The organism is Nocardiopsis sp. L17-MgMaSL7 (assembly GCF_003182025.1).
Taxonomy (GTDB): domain Bacteria; phylum Actinomycetota; class Actinomycetes; order Streptosporangiales; family Streptosporangiaceae; genus Nocardiopsis; species Nocardiopsis prasina.
Genome location: NZ_QGTF01000002.1, coordinates 25,492 through 42,908 on the forward strand (window position 1 = coordinate 25,492; position 17,417 = coordinate 42,908).

Here is a 17,417-nt window from a genome sequence, read left to right on the forward strand (position 1 = left end):
TCCGAAAACGGCCGCCTCCCCGGGGAGGACGGCGCGGCACGTCCCGTGCGATGATGCTTGCGTGCCACCCCCGCACACCCGTTCCCCCCGCACCGGCGCCGCCGGGTGGCAGGGAACCGGTGGACGGGAGACGGGGAACATCCCCCTCCGGCACGCCGTTCCTCCCGAGGAACCCCTCCCTTCGGGGAACCGCGCGCGAGCGCACGACAACAGTTTTCGTCCACAGGTCCGGGGACACCCCCCAGCGGGTGCTTCGAGACAACGGAGGAAGAACCATCATGAGCACCACAGCCAAGACCCCCTCCGCCGGGAACGCCCTGTACGGCGGGGTCACCAATCGGCGCGTCACCATCCGTGACCTGGCCCTGGCCAAGCAGCGCGGCGAGCGCTGGCCGATGCTGACCGCCTACGACGCCCTCACCTCGCGGATCTTCGACGAGGCGGGCATCCCCGTCCTCCTCGTCGGCGACTCCGCCGCCAACGTGGTCTACGGCTACGACTCCACCGTCCCGGTGACGGTGGACGAGCTGGTCCCGCTCACCGCCGCCGTGGCCCGCTCCACCCAGCGGTCCCTGGTCGTGGCGGACCTGCCCTTCGGCTCCTACCAGGCCTCCCCCCAGCAGGCGCTGGAGAGCGCCTCCCGGTTCATGAAGGAGGGCAACGCCCAGGCGGTGAAGCTGGAGGGCGGCCAGGCGGTCGCCCCCCAGGTGGAGCTGCTGACCTCGGCGGGCATCCCGGTCATGGGCCACATCGGCCTGACTCCGCAGTCGGTCAACACCCTGGGCGGCTACCGCGTGCAGGGCCGGGGCGAGGCCGCCGCCGGTCTGCTCAAGGACGCCAAGGAGCTGGAGCGCGCGGGCGCGTTCTCCGTCGTGCTGGAGGCGGTCCCGGCCGATCTGGCCGCCGAGGTCACCGAGCAGCTGGCGGTCCCGACCATCGGGATCGGCGCCGGTCCGTCCACCGACGCCCAGGTGCTGGTGTGGCAGGACATGGCCGGGCTGAGCCCCCGGGTGGCGAAGTTCGTCAAGACCTACGCCAACCTGGCGGAGACGCTGCGCGAGGCCGCCTCGGACTACGCGTCCGAGGTCGTCGGCGGGAGCTTCCCCGCCGAGGAGCACACCTACGCCAGCTGATCCGGCCGCTGGACGGCCTCCGGTGGTTCCGGGGGCCGTTCCAGCCCCCGCGCGGCCCGACCGAAGGCGGGCAGGCACACCGCCGCCAGGTACAGCGCGGCCCCGGCGGCCAGGACCGGGGAGACCCCGAACAGGCCGATCGCCACCCCGACGCCCGGCGCCGCGACCGGCGCTCCGATCCGGGCGAGCGCCCCCACCATGGACATCCCCCGACCGACCATGCGCGCGGGCAGGCGTTCGAAGACCACCGCGCTCAGTATCGGGTTGATCAGCCCGCCGCCGAGCCCGGAGCCCGCCCACACCGCCAGGACCGCCCAGAGGGGAACGTCCAGGGCCAGCACCAGGACGCGCGGTGGCCCGGCGAGCACCATGGCGGCGAAGAAGGTGGCCCGGCGGGGTAGTCGATGGCCGATCCACACGGCGATCAGGGAACCCGCCACGGAGGCGCCTCCGAGCGCGCCCGCGACCAGCCCCACGGCCTGAGGCCCCCACCCGCCCTCGGCCGCCCAGACGGGCAGGGCCAGGCTCATCACCGCCACGTCCACGACGTTGGTCACCATGATCATCGCGACCAGCGTGCGCAGCGGAAGGTCGCCCCAGACCGCACGCCAGCCCGCGTGCAGCCGCGCGAGGTAGCCGTCGCCCTCCTCCGGGTCGGTCCCGTCACGGCCCGCCGCCTCCACGTCACGGCTCACAAGAAGCGCCATCACCAGGGCGGCCAGCACCATGAGCACGGCGTTCACGTACAGCGCGGTGAGCGAGCCCAGGGCGGCCACCACCGCTCCGGCGGCGATCGGACCCACCGTCATGGAGAGCCGGTCGACCGTCCCGGTCAGCCCGGTCACGCGTTCCACCCGCACGCCCGCCGCCGCTGCCACGGACGGGGACAGCGACACCTTGGCCGCCTCCGAGGGGCCGGTGGCCAGGCCGATCACGGTGACCAGCACGAGCAGCACCGGGAACGGCAGCAGCCCGGCGGAGAACAGGAGGGGAACGACCACGAGCGCGGCGGCGGCCAGCAGGTCCACCCGGACGCTCACCGCACGCTGTCCCACGCGGTCCAGGACGGGGCCGACGAACAGCCGGGCCAGGGTGTAGGCGCCGAGTTCGAAGAGGGTGACCACCCCCATGTGCGCGGGGCTGCCGGTGGTCTCCAGCACGAACCACGGGATGGCGATCATGGCCAGTCTCGTGCCCGTGTAGGCGAACGCCTCGGAGGTGACCAGGCCGACGATAGGTCTCACGGGGACCCCTCGGCGGTCGGATCGGACCCGGGGAAGGCCGCCAGTTGGACGTGCACGGTGCGCTCGCCCGTACCGCCGGTGTCGCCCCCGGCGGTGTGCCGGTCGAGCACGTCGAGGAGTTCCGCCCGCAGGCGGTCCATCTGTTCGAGGGTCAGGGTCAGGGTGCGGTCGGACATGAACTGGGCCTCGCGCCAGCCCTCGGGCTGGGCCGTCCACTCGTTGACCGCCGCACCCAGACGTTCGGTCCACCCTGCGGCGATGGTGTGGCGCAGCGCTGTGGTGAGTTCGGGGGCCTCGGTGTCCAGGGTCTCGGGCAGTCGGAAGCCGTGGGAGTCCGCCCGCCACCAGCGCTCGCGGCTGGTGCCCAGTGCGGGGTCCTCGCTGATGAACCCGTAGGTCTCCAGCTGGCGCAGGTGGTAGCTGGCCGAGGCGGAGGAGACGCCAAGCGTTTCCGCGACCGTCTTGCCGGTGGCGGGGGCCTTCTGGAGCAGCTGGTAGACGCGCATGCGCAGTGGGTGGGCCAGGCCGCGCAGAGAGCGCGCGTCCAGGACGGCGGCGTTCTCGAACGGGTCCGGAACGGCGTCCTCGTGGTCCTCGTGTGTGTCGCTCATACTCCGCACCATAGACGCCCAAGGAGTCTTGGCCAAGACTCCTTGGGCGGGAGGTGTCGGGCACGAAGGCCGGACGGCGCCATAAAACCGAACGGGGCTCGGTAGTACAGTGTCGACACACCGAGCACCGACGCGGGCCGGGGTCCGGCCCACGGGAGGACAGCACATGCGCATCTCGATGCCGCTCCAGTACGCGGGTGAGCCCAAGGACGCCGTCGATCAGGTCGTCGAACTAGAGAAGGCCGGGCTGGACACCGTGTGGGTCGCCGAGGCCTACGGCTACGACAGCCCCACCCTCATGGGCTACCTCGCCGCCCGCACCGAGCGGGTGACGATCGGCTCCGCCATCCTGCCGATGTACAGCCGCACCCCCACGCTCGTCGCGATGACCGCCGCGGGTCTCGACTACCTCTCCGACGGGCGCGCCGTGCTCGGCCTCGGGGCCAGCGGCCCGCAGGTGATCGAGGGCTTCCACGGCGTCCCCTACACCAAACCGCTCGCCCGCACCCGGGAGACCATCGAGATCTGCCGCAAGGTCTGGGCCCGCGAGGAGCGTCTGACCCACGACGGCAAGGTGTTCCAGCTGCCGCTGCCTCCCGAGCAGGGCACCGGCCTGGGCAGGCCGCTCAAGATCATCAACCACCCGGTGCGCTCACGGATCCCGATCCACGTGGCCTCCCTCGGTGAGAAGAACGTCGAGATGACCGCCGAGATCGCCGACGGCTGGCTTCCGCACCTGTTCATCCCGGAGAAGGCCGAGAGCGTGTGGGGCGGGTTCCTCGCCAAGGGAAGGGCCAAGCGCGATCCCGGGCTGGGTGCGCTGGAGATCTCCGCGGGCGGCCTGCTCGCCATCGGTGAGGGCGAGCAGACCCGACGGATCGCGGACCTCACCCGCCCGGTCATCGCCCTCTACGTGGGCGGCATGGGCGCCAAGGGCAGGAACTTCTACAACACGGTGGCCCAGCGCTACGGCTACGAGGAGGCCGCGGAGAAGATCCAGGACCTCTACCTCGCCGGGAAGAAGGACGAGGCCGCCGCCGCGGTGCCGGACGAGTTCGTGGAGCTGACCAACCTGGTCGGCCCCGAGTCCCACGTGCGCGAACGCGTGGAGGCCTTCCGAGCCGCCGGGGTCACCCAGCTCAACGTGACCCCGGTCGGCGAGAACCCCGCCCGGCTCATCGAGAAGGTCAGGGAGTGGGCCGCCTAGATACCGGTGATCCGCACACCCGCGTGCGTCTTGTAGCGGCGGTTGACCGCGATGAGGTTGGCCGTGAGGGCCTCGACCTGGTGGGCGTTGCGCAGCCGCCCGCCGAACACTCCGCGCACCCCGGGGATCCGGTCCGCCAGGGCGCGCACGGTGTCCGTGGCCTCACGGTCCTCCCCCAGCACCAGGACGTCCAGCTCGATCTGGTCGACCTCCGGGTCCAGGAGGAGCACGGCGGAGACGTGGTGGAAGGCGGCGGTGACCCGGCTGCCCGGCAGGACCTCGGCGGCCTGCTGGGCGGCGCTGCCCTCGGGGACGTCCAGAGCGAAGGGGCCCTTCTTGTCGAAGCCGAGGGGGTTCACGCAGTCCACCACGATCTTGCCCGCGAGCCGGTCGGCCAGCGACACCAGCAGCTCACGGTGGCCGTCCCACGGAACGGCGACGATCACGATGTCACCGCGCTCCGCCGCGTCGGCGTTGGCCAGCCCCCGGACCTCGATCGGCGTGGACTCGGCCGCCACGAGGGCGTCCGCGGCCTGGGCCGCGCGCTCGGCGCTGCGGGAACCCAGGAGGACCGGGAGTCCGGCCAGCGCGAAGCGGCGGGCCAGCCCGCGTCCCTGGTCGCCGGTCCCGCCCAGGACCGCGATGGTCAGCCCGGTGATGTCCGCGCCCTGCTGTGCGTCGTGTTCGCTCATGCGCCGATCCTGTCAGAACGGGCCCGGCGGGGGAACGCGCAGGGCCGGTGCTCCTCCGGCCCGGCCCCTGCTCCGTCAGCTGTTGCCCTCGTTCTCGTCCTGCTCGTCCCAGGCCTCGTTGCGCTCCGCCGCGATGCGCAGTGCGCGCGCCGCCGTGGCCTCGTCCTCGTAGGGGCCGAGCCGTTGGGAGTCGGGGCATCCCGCGCCGTGTTCGACCCTGCCGTGACGGAGGCAGTACCACCAGCCGTCGTCCTGTACGTCGCTCACTACCGACCCCTCTCGTCGTTGCGGGTACGTGTGGCACCTACCCTCCGCCGGGCGCTCCTGACCGCGCCCACGAACTACAATCAGTGTCCATGACTACTCCGCTGGTTCCTGGGCGCATCTCGCCCCAACGTTCGGTCCCCTCGCACATCGTCCGGCCGGAGTACGTGGGTCAGAAGCGTCCCGTGGAGGGCGTCCTGGGCGACGTCCAGACCCCGGAGACGATCGAGCGGATCCGTGAGGCGGGGCGCATCGCGGCTCGTGCGCTCGAAGAGGTCGGCAAGAACGTCCAGCCCGGGGTGACCACGGACGAGCTGGACCGGATCGGCCACGAGTTCCTGCTGGACCACGGCGCCTACCCGAGCACCCTCGGTTACAAGGGCTACCCGAAGTCGCTCTGCTCCTCCCTGAACGAGGTCATCTGCCACGGCATCCCGGACGACACCGTGGTCCGCGACGGCGACATCGTGAACATCGACATCACCGCGTACAAGGACGGCGTGCACGGCGACACCAACGCCACGTTCCTCTCCGGTGACGTCTCCGAGGAGAACCGCCTCCTCGTCGAGCGCACCCGTGAGGCCACGATGCGCGCCATCAAGGCCTGCCGCCCCGGGCGGCAGATCAACGTGATCGGCCGCGTCATCGAGTCGTACGCCAAGCGCTTCGGCTACGGGGTGGTGCGCGACTTCACCGGCCACGGTGTGGGCCCCGAGTTCCACTCCGGCCTCGTGGTCCCGCACTACGACGACCCGCGCGCCACCACCGTGATGGAGCCGGGCATGACCTTCACGATCGAGCCCATGATCACCCTGGGCGGCGTGGAGTACGACATGTGGGACGACGGCTGGACCGCCGTCACCGCCGACCGCAGGTGGACCGCGCAGTTCGAGCACACGCTGGTCATCACCGACTCCGGCGCGGAGATCCTCACCCTGCCGTAGTCCCCGAGCCCCGGCCGCCCTCGGCGCCGGGGCTCCCCTGTGCCCACCGACAGGAACCCAGGGTGATGTCGCCAGAGCGGAGAGTGCCAACCGCGAGAGGGGAACTCCAGGGCCGTCCGGCCCTCGCACGCCCCCCTTTCCACTGGGACCCTGGTGGACAGTGTGTCGGAACGCGGTCGCTCGCTCACGGAGCGGCATCCTATGCTGTGCGGGATACGAACGACCGCGAACCCGGGTACCTCCCCTTCGGCAACCCCGAGCGGGCCGCGTCACCCCCGGACCGACCGGTCGACCGCCCGACGCTCCCATCCCCCAGACCCTGGCCGCCCGACGGGCACCGGGGCCCTCGCGCGTGCGGACGACACGGAGCGGGCTCCGAACGGGTTGGGGAAAACCCCTGCACCGGGCGCACTGTTGCGGATTGACTGATCCCCGACACCATCAACCCACCGTCACGACCCACCAACACACAGGAACCAACCATGGCGATGTTCGTCCACCTGACACCCCGCGCCAACATCTCCCGCATACGGAGGTCCGGCCTGGGCACCGCCATCGGGCCCGGAGGCCTGCGCGGGGTGTTCTGCTTCCCCGTGCTGCCGTCGTACACGGTGACCCACCAGTGGCTGCGTGAGCTGACCGGACACCACGGACCCCGTGGCCTGATAGCGGTGTACCTGACCCTGGCCGACGACGAACCGGTCACCGTGGGGCACTTCGACGACAGCGACGGCCCCCAGAGGGTCGGCGCCGCCGAAGCGGTGCGTGTCGTCGCCGGGCTCCGCGAACCCCGCGGCTGGGAGGTGTTCGTACCCCGCCGGGTCGACCGCCACGAGGTCCACCGCATCCGGGAGGTCCGCCGGCTCGCCGAGACCCGGCCCCTCCCCCGGAGCGGCCCGGTCCCGATGGAACTGGTCGCCGACGCCTGCGACCGGGCCGACACTGTGGCCCTGCGTGAGGCCCTGTCCCTGCTCGGCCGGCGCCGCCGGGGCCCCATCGACCGCGTCGCGTCCCTGTGCGGCCATCCCGAACCCCTGGTCCGCGCCACCCTGGCCGAGTCCATCGTCCCCTGGGCCGTCCCCGGCGTGGACGACCTGCTGACCCGCCTGTCCGGGGACCCCGACCACAAGGTCCGCGAGGCCGCCGTCCAGGCCCTGGAGACCCGCGCCGCCGTACCGGTCCCCCGGCCCCGCGGGATCCGGACCGCCTCTCCGAGCGTGCCCGAAGGGGCGCTCCCGCACCCCAGAGGCGCCCTGTTCCACCCCCGTACCCGTCACTGAACGGGCCGGGCGCGCGACACGGGTGTCCCGGCGAGCCGTGCCGGGTCCGCGACATGTGGCGGTCGTACGGTGGGACCGTCACCGAGGAGGGCTTCCCGTGCGCAGAGTGACCTGTTCGATGGGCGTATCGCTCGACGGCTACATCGTCGGACCGGACGGCGGCTTCGACTGGACCGACCCCGACGACGGACTCTTCCGCTTCGTCACCGACGAGACCCGGCGGATCGACGTCTACCTGCTGGGCCGACGCCTCTACGAGACGATGCTGTACTGGGAGACCGTCGGCGGGGATCCCTCCCTCGACGACGCGACGCTGGAGTGGGCCGCGCTCTGGAACTCGCTCCCCAAGGTGGTGTTCTCCACGACGCTGTCGACGGTGCGTGGCAACGCCCGACTCCTCTCCGGCGGCCTGGAGGAGGAGATCGTGCGCCTGCGGGCCGAGCCGGGGGACGGCGACATCGCGATCGGCGGCGCCACCCTCGCGGCCACGGCCGCGGCTTCGGACCTGATCGACGAGTACCGGATCAGGGTCCACCCCGTGCTGGTGGGCGGCGGTGTCCCGTTCTTCCCCCGTGAGGAGCGCCGGGTGGACCTCGAGTTCGTCGAGTCCCGCACCTTCGGTTCGGGGGTCGTCTACCTCCGCCACCGTGTGGTGCGCTGATCGGCGGCGAGATGACCTGCGCGAAGCGGCGTGAACCGATGACGGGCGCCACCACGGGACGGCGGGGCACGGGTGCGGCGGCCGGTACGGGACTGGTGACCGGTTCCGACTCCGGGCTAGGGTCTGCTGGATGAAGATCCTCATCTCCGCGGACATGGAGGGCGCCACCGGCGTCACCTGGCCCGCCGACTGCGAGCCCGGGACCGAGCAGTGGCAGCGCTGCCGGTCCATGTTCACCAGCGACGTCAACGCCGCCATCGGCGGGTTGTTCGAGGGCGGCGCCACGGAGGTGCTGGTCAACGAAGCCCACTCGACCATGCGCAACCTGTTGCTGGAGGAGCTGGACGAGCGGGCCACGATGATCACCGGACGCCACAAGGAGCTCTCCATGGTGGAGGGTGTCCAGGCGGGGGACGTCGACGGGATCGTCTTCCTCGGGTACCACTGCGCTGCGGGCGAGGACGGCGTGCTGGCGCACACGTACCTGCCCAACGCGATCACCGGGGTGTGGCTGGACGGCCACACGGCGAGTGAGGGCTACCTGAACGCGGCGGTGGTGGCGGAGTACGGAACCCCGGTGATCCTGGTGACCGGGGACGACCGCGCGTGCGAGGACGCGGGGTCCTACGCTCCGTCGGCGGGCACGGTGGCGGTCAAGGACCACGTGAGCCGGTACGCGGCCCGCTGCCGGCCCCCGGCGCGAACGGCCGCGGACATCCGCGGCGAGGCGCGGCGCGCGATGGCGCTGGCCGGGCGGACGGAGGCGGTGGAGCCCTCTCCGAAGACGATGGAGGTCGAGGTCGACTCCGCGCAGCTGGCCCAGGCCGCGGCGATCGTTCCCGGTGTGACCCGAACGGACGCTCGGCGTGTCCGGTACACGTCGCCGGACGCCTACGAGATGATCCGGACGTTCAAGGCGGTCTGCACCCTGATTTCGAACGCCATGGAGAAGGACTACGGGTGACTTCCTCGTGCGCCAGGTGATGTGCGCATCGCGAGGACAGCGCCCCGTGGGAAACGATAGAACTGTGGCGGGGAGAACCACACGTGGGAAACGTGTGTCTGAAGTGAGCAAGAACCCCGAAGCCTGCTGAGAGAGGCCGAGACCGTGGGCCACACCAACACCTCCCTGACGGACAGTGCGCGCGACGCGGAACTGGCCGAAGCGGGGGAGGACGCCGTCCGCCTGACCCGAGAGCTGATCAGGCGGGACTCCACCAACCACGGCAGGGGCGAGGGCGACGAACGCGCCGCCGCCGAGTTCGCCGCCGAGGCGCTCGGGGAGGCCGGGCTCTCCCCGGTGGTCCTGGAGTCCGCCGACCGGCGCGCGAACGTGGTGGTGCGCATCCCCGGGACCGACCCGGACGCGGACGCCCTGCTGGTCCACGGTCACCTGGACGTGGTGCCGGCGGACGCCCACGACTGGACGTTCCCGCCCTTCGCCGGGGAGATCGCTGACTGCCCGGTGACCGGCGCCCCCTCACTGTGGGGGCGCGGCGCGGTGGACATGAAGAACACGGTGGGCATGGTCAGCGCCGTCGTCCGGTACTGGGCGAGGCTGGGCCTGCGTCCCCGGCGCGACATCGTGCTGGCGTTCGTGGCCGACGAGGAGGACAGCGCCGCCTACGGCGCCGACTACCTGGTGCGCGGCCACGCCGACCTCTTCGAGGGCTGCACGGTGGCAATCGGCGAGGGCGGCGGGCACACCGTGCACGCCCGGACCTCCTCGGGGGCGGCGGCCCGGCTGTACCCGATCGGGGCCGCCGAACGGGGCAGCGCCTGGCTGACGCTGCGCTCGCACGGGACGGCGGGGCACGGTTCGCGGCCGCCGAGGGACAACGCCGTGGGCTCGCTGGCCGCCGCGGTGGCCCGGATCGATCAGCACCGCTGGCCGCTGCACCTGACCCCGGTCACCCGTGCCGCGATCGACGCGATCGCCCGGGCGCTGGAGGTCGAGCGCGCGGCCGGTGACACCGGATCCAACGAGGCGGTGGACGACCTGGTGGGGAAGTTCGGCACCGCCGCCTCCCTGGTCTCCGCGACGGTCCGCAACAGCGCCGCTCCGACCATGCTCTCGGCCGGGTACAAGGTGAACGTCGTGCCGGGCGACGCGACCGCCGGTGTGGACGGCCGTGTGCTGCCCGGGGGCCGGGACGACTTCGAGGCGACCATGGACGCGCTCACCGGGGACCGTGTGGACTGGGAGTACGCGCACGGGTCTCCGCCGGTCGAGGCTCCGGTGGACTCGCCCGCCTTCGACGCGCTGCGCTCGGCGCTCCTGGCCCACGACCCGGAGGGCCTGGTGGTCCCGGTGTGCCTGGGCGGCGGGACGGACGCGAAGGTCTTCGCGCGGCTGGGGATCGACTGCTACGGCTTCTCCCCCATGCGCCTGCCCGGCGGCATCGACTACCCCGACCTGCTGCACGGGGTGGACGAGCGGGTGCCGCTGGACGGACTCCGGTTCGGCGTGCGGGTGCTGGACAGCTTCCTGCGCGCCTGAGGCGGCGGGCACCAACAACAGGGATGGGGACCAACGTGGGTGAGTCGGTGACCGAGGTTCGCGAAGGGGGCCCCGTGGCGGACCCCCGCAGAGCGAGGGCGCTGACCCGTCCGCCGAGACTGCGGGAGGGCGACCGGGTGCGTCTGGTCGCCCCGTGCAGTCCGGTTCCGGACCAGCAGCTGGACGCGGCGGTGGAGGCGCTGCGGGGGTGGGGCCTGGAGGTCGAGCTGGCCCCCCACGTGCGTGACCGCCATCCGGTGCTGCCGTACCTGGCCGGGGCGGACCGGGACCGGGCCCGCGACCTCCAGGAGGCGTGGTGCGATCCCGGTGTGCGCGCGGTGTTCTGCGCGCGGGGCGGTGACGGCGCCCACCGGATGCTGGACCTGCTGGACTTCGACGCGATGCGCCAGGCCGCTCCCAAGGCGCTGATCGGCTTCAGCGACATCACCGCGCTGCACGAGGCGTTCGCGGTGGAGCTGGGGATGGCGACCGTACACGGTCCGGTGGTGGGGACCCGCTACTTCGTGGGTGACGACGTGGCCCAGCGGGAGCTGCACACCACACTGTTCACCCCCGAGAGGCGCATGCTCCTGACCTCGCCGGGTGCCCGGGCCCTGGTCCCGGGCCGGGTCGCGGGGGTCACCTTCGGCGGGAACCTGAGTCTGCTCAACGACGGGCTGGCCACCCCGCACAGCCGGCTCTCGGCGGCGGGCGGGGTCCTGATCCTGGAGGACGTCAACGAGGACGCCGCGCGACTCGACCGCATGCTCACCCATCTGTTGCGGACGGGGTGGATGGACGGGGTCGCCGGGGTCGCCCTGGGCACGTGGACGGACTGCCCGCCCGACCCCGGGGTCGTCTCCGAGCTGATGCGGGAACGCCTGGAGCCGTTGGGGGTACCGGTGCTGTGGGGCCTGGACTTCGGGCACTGCCCCGCGCAGCTCACCGTCCCGCTGGGTGTTCCGGCGGTGTTGGACGCCGACGCGGGCACCCTCGCTCTGGGTGTACCGGGACTGGAATAGCTGGAGCAGACGACCCCGGGATCCCCGCGCCACCCGCTCGTGCGGGTGGACCGGGGCCCCAGGGGCCGTTCTCGGGCCGGGCCGCGTCAGGGCAGGGTGAGCACCACCGGGCCGTCCTCGGTGACGGCGACCGTGTGCTCGCAGTGGGCGGCCCGGGTGCCGTCGTCGCTGAGCACCGTCCACCCGTCGTCGCCGTGGGCGTAGCCGTCGGAGCCGCCGCGCACCAGCATGGGCTCGATGGCGATGACCAGCCCCGGGGCGAGCCGGAAGCCCCGGCCGGGACGACCGTCGTTGAGCACGTCGGGTGCCTCGTGCATGGTGCGGCCGATACCGTGCCCGCCGTGGTCGGCGGTGAGCCCGTACCCGGCGGCGCGGGCCTCGGTCGCGATGGCGTGGCCGATGTCGCCCACGCGGTCACCGGGGCGCGCGGCGGCGATCCCCCGGGCCAGCGCGGCCTCGGTGTCGGCGATCAGGGCGAGGTCGGCGGGGTCGGCCTCCCCCACCACGAAGCTGATCGCGGCGTCGGCGGACCAGCCGCGCAGGCGCGCGCCGCAGTCGAGACTGACCAGGTCTCCTTCGGCCAGCACCCGCTCTCCGGGGACGCCGTGGACGATCTCGTCGTTGACGCTCACGCAGGCCACACCGGGGAAGGGCATGGGAGCCCAGCCCGGTTGGTACCCCTGGAAGAGCGGCTCGGCGCCCGCGTCGGAGATGACCTTGGCGGCGGCGCGGTCGAGGTCTGCGGTGGTGAGGCCGGGTGCGGCGATCCGGCGTCCGGCGGCGAGCGCGTTGGCGACGACCCGTCCGGCCTCGCGCATGAGTGCGATCTCCGCGGGGGTCTTGATCTCGACCATGGGGAACCCTTTCCGAATGAGGTGAGGATAACTATACCGGTATTAATATACGACCTCTCGCGCCCGGGATAGACTCGCGCCATGGTTCGAGAACCGCTGACCGAAGACCAGATCGAACGCGGCCGTGCCCTGGGGACCCTCCTGCGGGAGGCCCGGGCCGACCGCACGATGGTGGACGTCGCCCGCTGCTCGGGGATCTCCGTGGAGACCCTCCGCAAGATCGAGGGCGGCCGCGTCCCCACCCCGGCCTTTTTCACCGTGGCGGCCGTCGCCGCCACCCTGGGACTGTCCCTGGACACCCTGCTCGCCCGGGTCGACCCCGTGCCGAGCCCCGTACCCGCCCCCCTGCACGGCATCGCCGTCTGACCTCGGCGGGAGGAGCACTCGACGACGGCACAGCACAGGGGCCTTTCAGCCTCCGTTGAGGGGCGCCCTCTCCCCTCGCAGCACCTCCACCAGCCGGCACCCCAGCGGCGAGACCGTGTCCGCCGCCCTGAGCCCCGCCTCCCGGCGTCCTTCTGCCAGACACCACTCCCACCAACGGTCCAGGGAAGCAGGGTCCGGGCCCCGGACGGGATCCTCGACCGTCAGCACCGGCCAGTTCCAGGCCCTGCCCTGTGCCGCAACCTTCGCCCCGTGGACGACGGGGTCCACCGCGAGCGCGGGTACACCGTTGCGCAGGGCCAGGACGAGCCCGTGAAGGCGGGTCGTCACCACCAGGTCGGTGCGACGCACCAAGGCGTCGAACTGGTCGGGGTGCGCGCAGTGTCGCCAGTCCGTCCGGTCGAGTCTCGTGTCAAGGGGCAGACGCCCGCAGTCCTTGGCGACCAACCATCCGCTAAGAGCCTCATGGACCCGGTCATGAGCCGAGAGAGCACCGTACTCGGGCTGGCCAGGCGCGGCGGTCACCCCGACGACCGGAAGTTCCCGGCCTTTCCTCGGTGCCCCCGGCGCCAGGTCACGCTCGGGCCCCGCGCACGTTCCGTCCCGGGCCAGGACCGCATGGAAACCAAGGAAGGCGGGGTCCCCGCGATCCACCACTGAGACGCCCACCGCGACACGTCGGCTCCGTGGGAACCGCCGGTGCAGATCGCGCACCTGCTCACCGCCGACCGGCCCGCAGACGAAGACCAGATCCGAGTAGTCACGCTTCTCCGCCTCGTCCAGGGTGAGCCCGTCGGGCCTGAAGACGGGGCTCCATGCCACCTCGTACCGGATTCCGGCCGACCGCAGCGTGGCGCCCACCGCCTCGGCGGCGCCGACATCGCCTGCTGTGGCCTCCCCATGCAGGAAGGAGAACCACCCCGCCACCAGAACGCGCCCGGGAGTCCGCCGTATCCGGCCGGTGTCCTTCTCCGGGCCCCTTTCTCTCTCACGCACTCGACCACCCCCACCGTGGTCAGTGATTACCGCCGCCGTCGGGCCACAAACGGGGAAGGGAGGAACTCCGGCGCGCCACCCCCTACGTTGGGACTCACACACCCGCGACCCGGGCGTGTACACGGCCGCCCTCGGCGCGGAGTGGTAACAGGTGAAGGTCGCGTCAACGACGACCACAGGGGGAGCACATGAGCGAACAGGCTCTGTTGAAGCTGGACGAGGCCGAGCTGCGCGGGCTGCTCGACGGGCGTTGGGCCCACGTGCGCGAACGCGCGCGCGACGTGATCCGGGGCGAGGAGTTCGCCCCGGTGTACGGCCTGTCCGTGGAGGAGCACCGCGCCCGCACCCTCAAGCAGCTCTTGGCGCTGGCGGAGACCGGCGTGCCCGCCTACGGCTTCCCCGAGTCCGTGGGCGGAACCGACGACATCGGCGCCTCGGTGGTGGCCTTCGAGATGCTCGTCGCGGACATGTCCCTCATGGTCAAGATGGGTGTGCAGTTCGGACTGTTCGGCGGGGCCATCCGGGCCCTGGGTACCGACGAGCACCACCGGAAGTACCTGCCCGGCGTCATGACCGTGGACCTGCCGGGCTGCTTCGCGATGACCGAGACCGGCCACGGATCCGACGTGCAGCGCCTGCGCACCACGGCCACCTTCGACCCGGGCACCGGGGAGTTCGTGGTCCACACCCCCGACGAGTCCGCGCGCAAGGACTACATCGGCAACGCCGCCCGCGACGGACGCATGGCGGTGGTCTTCGCCCAGCTGCGCACGCCGGACGGCGACGGCGGCCTGATCGAGCACGGCGTGCACGCGGTCATGGTGCCCCTCCGCGACGCCGAGGGCACTCCGCTGCCCGGAGTGACCGTCGAGGACTGCGGCCCCAAGGCCGGGCTGAACGGGGTGGACAACGGCCGCCTGTGGTTCGACGGCGTGCGGGTGCCCCGCACCAACCTGCTCAACCGGTACGGGGACGTGGCCGCCGACGGCACCTACTCCAGCCCCATCGAGAATCCCAACCGCCGGTTCTTCACCATGCTGGGCACCCTGATCCGGGGCCGCATCAGCGTGGCCGGGGGCGCGGGCACCGCCACCAAGGCGTCGCTGGCCATCGCGATCCGCTACGCCGACACCCGCCGCCAGTTCACCCGCCCGGCCACGGACACCCAGCCGGAGCGGGAGGTGCGCGTCCTGGACTACCTCGCCCACCAGCGCAAGCTGCTGCCCGCGCTGGCCCGCACCTACGGCCTGCACTTCGCCCAGGAGGAGCTGGTCACCCGCCTGCACGAGCTGTCCCGGGCCAGCGAGCGCGACGAGCACGCCCAGAGGGAGTTGGAGTCGCGCGCGGCCGGGCTCAAGGCCGTCGCCACCTGGCACGCCACCGAGACCATCCAGACCTGCCGCGAGGCGTGCGGCGGCTCGGGGTACCTCTCGGAGAACCGCATCCCGCAGCTCAAGGCGGACTCGGACATCTTCACCACGTTCGAGGGTGACAACACCGTCCTGTTGCAGCAGCTCACCAAGGCCCTGCTCACCAACTTCAAGGACTCCTTCGGCGACCTCGACCAGCTGGGCCTGGCCCGGTTCATGGCGGGGAAGGTGTTCGAGACCGTCATCGAGCGCACCGCCGCGATCCCGCTGATCGACCGGCTGGTCGCCGCGTCCCCGGGCCGGGACGAGGCGGGCCTGTACAACCGGGGCTGGCACCTGGAGCTGATGGAGGACCGCGAGAAGCACATCATCGAGGGCCTGGCCGGGCGGCTGCGGCGCTCCAGGAAGGACGGCAGCGACGCCTTCGAGGTGTTCAACCAGGCCCAGGACCACGTGCTCGCGGCCGGTCGGGCGCACATGGACCGGGTGGTGCTGGAGGCGTTCGTGGCGGGCATCGACCGCTGCGGCGACCAGTCCACGGCCAAGCTGCTCAACCGCCTGTGCGACCTCTACGTGCTGTCGGTGATCGAGGAGGACCGGGCCTGGTTCCTGGAGCACGAGCGGCTCTCGACCGCGCGCACCAAGGCGGTCACGGCCGCCGTGAACGACCTCTGCCGCGGGCTGCGCCCCTACGCGGTGCGGCTGGTGGACGCCTTCGGGCTGCGTGACGAGTGGCTGGGCGCGCCGATCGCCCTGGGCGCCGAGCACCGGCGGCAGGACGAGCAGCTGGCCGCCGAGCAGCCGGTCTGATCCGGCCCCCAGTGCCCCTCACCCCGTAGGCTGGTCGGCGTTGACCACACGGGGTGAGGGGTGCGGGGATGTCGGCCATCCGCTTGCTGGTGCTCGGAGCGGTCCGGCTCCACGGGCGGGCACACGGTTACCAGGTCCGTAACGACCTGGAGTCCTGGGGCGCGCACGAGTGGACCAACGCCAAGGCGGGGTCGATCTACCACGCGCTCAAGCAGATGGCCCGGCAGGGCCTGCTCGTGGCGCACGAGGTGGCGCCCTCCACCGCCGGTGGTCCGCCCCGGGTCGAGTACGAGGTCACCGGGCGCGGCACCGAGGAGTACTTCTCGCTGCTGCGCGCCGCGTTGTCGGCGCACGACACCGGGCCGGACGTGCTCTCCGCCGGACTCGGCTTCGCCGTGGACCTGCCCCGGGGTGAGGCCCTCACCCTGCTGCGGCGACGCTTGGCGGGCCTGGAGGAGTGGCGCTCCGAGGTGGTGCGGTACTACGACCCCGACCGGGGCCCGGAGCCGATGGGGCACATCGGCGAGATCATGGACCTGTGGGTGCACACCTCGGACTCCGAGGCCGCCTGGACCCGGGGGCTGATCTCACGGGTCGAGGGCGGCGCGTACACCTTCGCCGACGAGGAGGGCACGCCGTTCGAGGGCGTGCTGGCCCCCGACACCGGGAACTGAACGACGTCAGGACCGGTCGCCCTCGCCGTCCCGCCACTCCTCCAGGCGGATGGCGTGGTCCAGCTCCCGCTCGACCCGCTGGCGCTCCTCCTCGGTGAGTTCCACCGACGCCAGCTCGGTCCGCCAGGCCCGGGCCCGTTCCGGGTCGTCCAGTGCCAGGGACAGCTCGACCAGGGTGGCGTGCGCCAGGGCCCGCTCCACCGCCGGGGCCGTCTCCGCGTGCCTGCGCAGGGCGGACTTCAGGTGGCGGTACGCGGCGAGGTCGTCGTTCTTGAACTCCCTGAAGTTGCGCGCCTGGTCGAGGGCCCGGGCGATGCCCTCCAGTTCGGGTGATCCCCCGTAGTCCAGACCCTCGGGCTCGTCGCGCCGGATGAAGATGAGGCTGTTCCCGGAGGGGTCCATCAGGGTGAAGCGGCTCGCGCCGGGGCGGAAGCGGGTGACGCGCGGCAGGCCCCGCGACAGGACCTTGCCGTGGGCGGCGCGCATGGCGTCGGTGATGGCCTCGTGGTACGGGGCCACGGCGTCGACCATCACCAGCGCGCCGCCGGTGTTCTCCTGGGCGGGGTCCAGTCCCTTGGGCGCGGCACTGTAGTTGAGCTCGAAGCCGCTCCACCTGAACGCGAGGTAGACGTAGGGCCGGAACTGCTTCCAGGTCACCTCGAAACCGAGCGACTCGTAGAAGTCGAGGGTGGCCTGGGGGTCGTGGGTGTGCAGACCCGGCACGGTGGTCTCGTTGGGACGCATCGACTCTGTCATGCCCCCCACGCTACT

18 protein-coding genes are annotated in these 17,417 nt (G+C 72.1%); 11 read left to right on the forward strand and 7 right to left on the reverse strand.

Annotated elements, in window-relative coordinates:
* The first annotated feature begins 278 nt into the window (after positions 1-278).
* Positions 279-1,133 carry a 3-methyl-2-oxobutanoate hydroxymethyltransferase gene (gene panB / locus BDW27_RS02755; RefSeq protein WP_017546722.1) on the forward strand — a complete coding sequence of 285 codons (855 nt, stop codon included), beginning with the start codon at positions 279-281 and terminating at the stop codon, positions 1,131-1,133.
* Here panB and BDW27_RS02760 read toward each other — a convergent pair.
* Positions 1,121-2,377: an MFS transporter gene (locus BDW27_RS02760; protein WP_110048109.1), complete on the reverse strand. Its 1,257-nt coding sequence runs from the start codon at positions 2,375-2,377 to the stop codon at positions 1,121-1,123. The two genes, panB and BDW27_RS02760, sit on opposite strands and share 13 nt — an antisense overlap.
* Positions 2,374-2,988 (reverse strand): winged helix-turn-helix domain-containing protein, encoded by a 615-nt coding sequence (locus BDW27_RS02765; protein WP_110048430.1) that lies wholly within the window; start codon positions 2,986-2,988, stop codon positions 2,374-2,376. Before BDW27_RS02765 ends, BDW27_RS02760 begins: the two co-directional genes overlap by 4 nt.
* A 166-nt stretch (positions 2,989-3,154) precedes the next feature.
* Between BDW27_RS02765 and BDW27_RS02770 the strand changes: the two genes are divergently transcribed.
* A complete protein-coding gene (locus tag BDW27_RS02770) occupies positions 3,155-4,195 on the forward strand; it encodes an LLM class F420-dependent oxidoreductase (protein ID WP_110048110.1) in 1,041 nt (346 codons plus the stop codon).
* Here the strand turns inward: BDW27_RS02770 and npdG are convergent.
* Both npdG and BDW27_RS02780 read right to left on the reverse strand, forming a co-directional pair.
* Positions 4,192-4,887, reverse strand: coding sequence for an NADPH-dependent F420 reductase (gene npdG, locus BDW27_RS02775; RefSeq protein ID WP_017546725.1), 696 nt, complete (start codon positions 4,885-4,887; stop codon positions 4,192-4,194). The genes BDW27_RS02770 and npdG overlap by 4 nt on opposite strands.
* 75 nt (positions 4,888-4,962) lie before the next feature.
* Complete coding sequence (locus BDW27_RS02780; protein WP_110048111.1) at positions 4,963-5,154, reverse strand: hypothetical protein; 192 nt, start codon at positions 5,152-5,154, stop codon at positions 4,963-4,965.
* A gap of 89 nt (positions 5,155-5,243) precedes the next feature.
* On the opposite strand from BDW27_RS02780, the gene map (BDW27_RS02785) reads away from it, so the two are divergent.
* From map (BDW27_RS02785) to BDW27_RS02810, 6 genes are all read left to right on the forward strand, one after another.
* The gene (gene map, locus BDW27_RS02785; protein WP_233515609.1) at positions 5,244-6,095 is read left to right on the forward strand and encodes a type I methionyl aminopeptidase; all 852 of its coding nucleotides are present in this window, start codon (positions 5,244-5,246) and stop codon (positions 6,093-6,095) included.
* A gap of 482 nt (positions 6,096-6,577) precedes the next feature.
* Positions 6,578-7,375: a HEAT repeat domain-containing protein gene (locus BDW27_RS02790; RefSeq protein ID WP_110048112.1), complete on the forward strand. Its 798-nt coding sequence runs from the start codon at positions 6,578-6,580 to the stop codon at positions 7,373-7,375.
* Positions 7,376-7,472: 97 nt separating this feature from the next.
* On the forward strand, positions 7,473-8,036 hold the full coding sequence (locus BDW27_RS02795; protein ID WP_110048113.1) for a dihydrofolate reductase family protein: 564 nt from the start codon (positions 7,473-7,475) through the stop codon (positions 8,034-8,036).
* A gap of 130 nt (positions 8,037-8,166) precedes the next feature.
* Positions 8,167-9,000, forward strand: a complete 834-nt coding sequence (locus tag BDW27_RS02800; RefSeq protein WP_017546730.1) for a M55 family metallopeptidase — start codon at positions 8,167-8,169, stop codon at positions 8,998-9,000.
* 144 nt (positions 9,001-9,144) lie between these two features.
* On the forward strand, positions 9,145-10,536 hold the full coding sequence (locus BDW27_RS02805; protein ID WP_110048114.1) for a M20/M25/M40 family metallo-hydrolase: 1,392 nt from the start codon (positions 9,145-9,147) through the stop codon (positions 10,534-10,536).
* Between the two features lie 23 nt (positions 10,537-10,559).
* The gene (locus BDW27_RS02810) at positions 10,560-11,558 is read left to right on the forward strand and encodes an LD-carboxypeptidase (protein ID WP_017546732.1); all 999 of its coding nucleotides are present in this window, start codon (positions 10,560-10,562) and stop codon (positions 11,556-11,558) included.
* 86 nt (positions 11,559-11,644) lie between these two features.
* Here the strand turns inward: BDW27_RS02810 and map (BDW27_RS02815) are convergent, their stop codons facing one another.
* The gene (gene map, locus BDW27_RS02815; protein ID WP_110048115.1) at positions 11,645-12,412 is read right to left on the reverse strand and encodes a type I methionyl aminopeptidase; all 768 of its coding nucleotides are present in this window, start codon (positions 12,410-12,412) and stop codon (positions 11,645-11,647) included.
* An 81-nt stretch (positions 12,413-12,493) separates the two neighbouring features.
* On the opposite strand from map (BDW27_RS02815), the gene BDW27_RS02820 reads away from it, so the two are divergent.
* Positions 12,494-12,778: a helix-turn-helix domain-containing protein gene (locus BDW27_RS02820; protein WP_017546734.1), complete on the forward strand. Its 285-nt coding sequence runs from the start codon at positions 12,494-12,496 to the stop codon at positions 12,776-12,778.
* 45 nt (positions 12,779-12,823) lie between these two features.
* On the opposite strand, the gene BDW27_RS02825 is transcribed toward BDW27_RS02820, so the two are convergent.
* Complete coding sequence (locus BDW27_RS02825) at positions 12,824-13,723, reverse strand: polysaccharide pyruvyl transferase family protein (RefSeq protein WP_199560540.1); 900 nt, start codon at positions 13,721-13,723, stop codon at positions 12,824-12,826.
* Positions 13,724-13,980: 257 nt separating this feature from the next.
* On the opposite strand from BDW27_RS02825, the gene BDW27_RS02830 reads away from it, so the two are divergent.
* The gene (locus BDW27_RS02830) at positions 13,981-15,972 is read left to right on the forward strand and encodes an acyl-CoA dehydrogenase (RefSeq protein ID WP_110048116.1); all 1,992 of its coding nucleotides are present in this window, start codon (positions 13,981-13,983) and stop codon (positions 15,970-15,972) included.
* 68 nt (positions 15,973-16,040) lie between these two features.
* Entirely contained in the window at positions 16,041-16,646 is a 606-nt protein-coding gene (locus tag BDW27_RS02835) for a PadR family transcriptional regulator (protein ID WP_110048117.1), read from the forward strand.
* Between the two features lie 6 nt (positions 16,647-16,652).
* Here BDW27_RS02835 and BDW27_RS02840 read toward each other — a convergent pair whose 3' ends face one another.
* Positions 16,653-17,402, reverse strand: coding sequence for a glyoxalase (locus BDW27_RS02840; RefSeq protein WP_233515611.1), 750 nt, complete (start codon positions 17,400-17,402; stop codon positions 16,653-16,655).
* Positions 17,403-17,417: the final 15 nt, after the last annotated feature.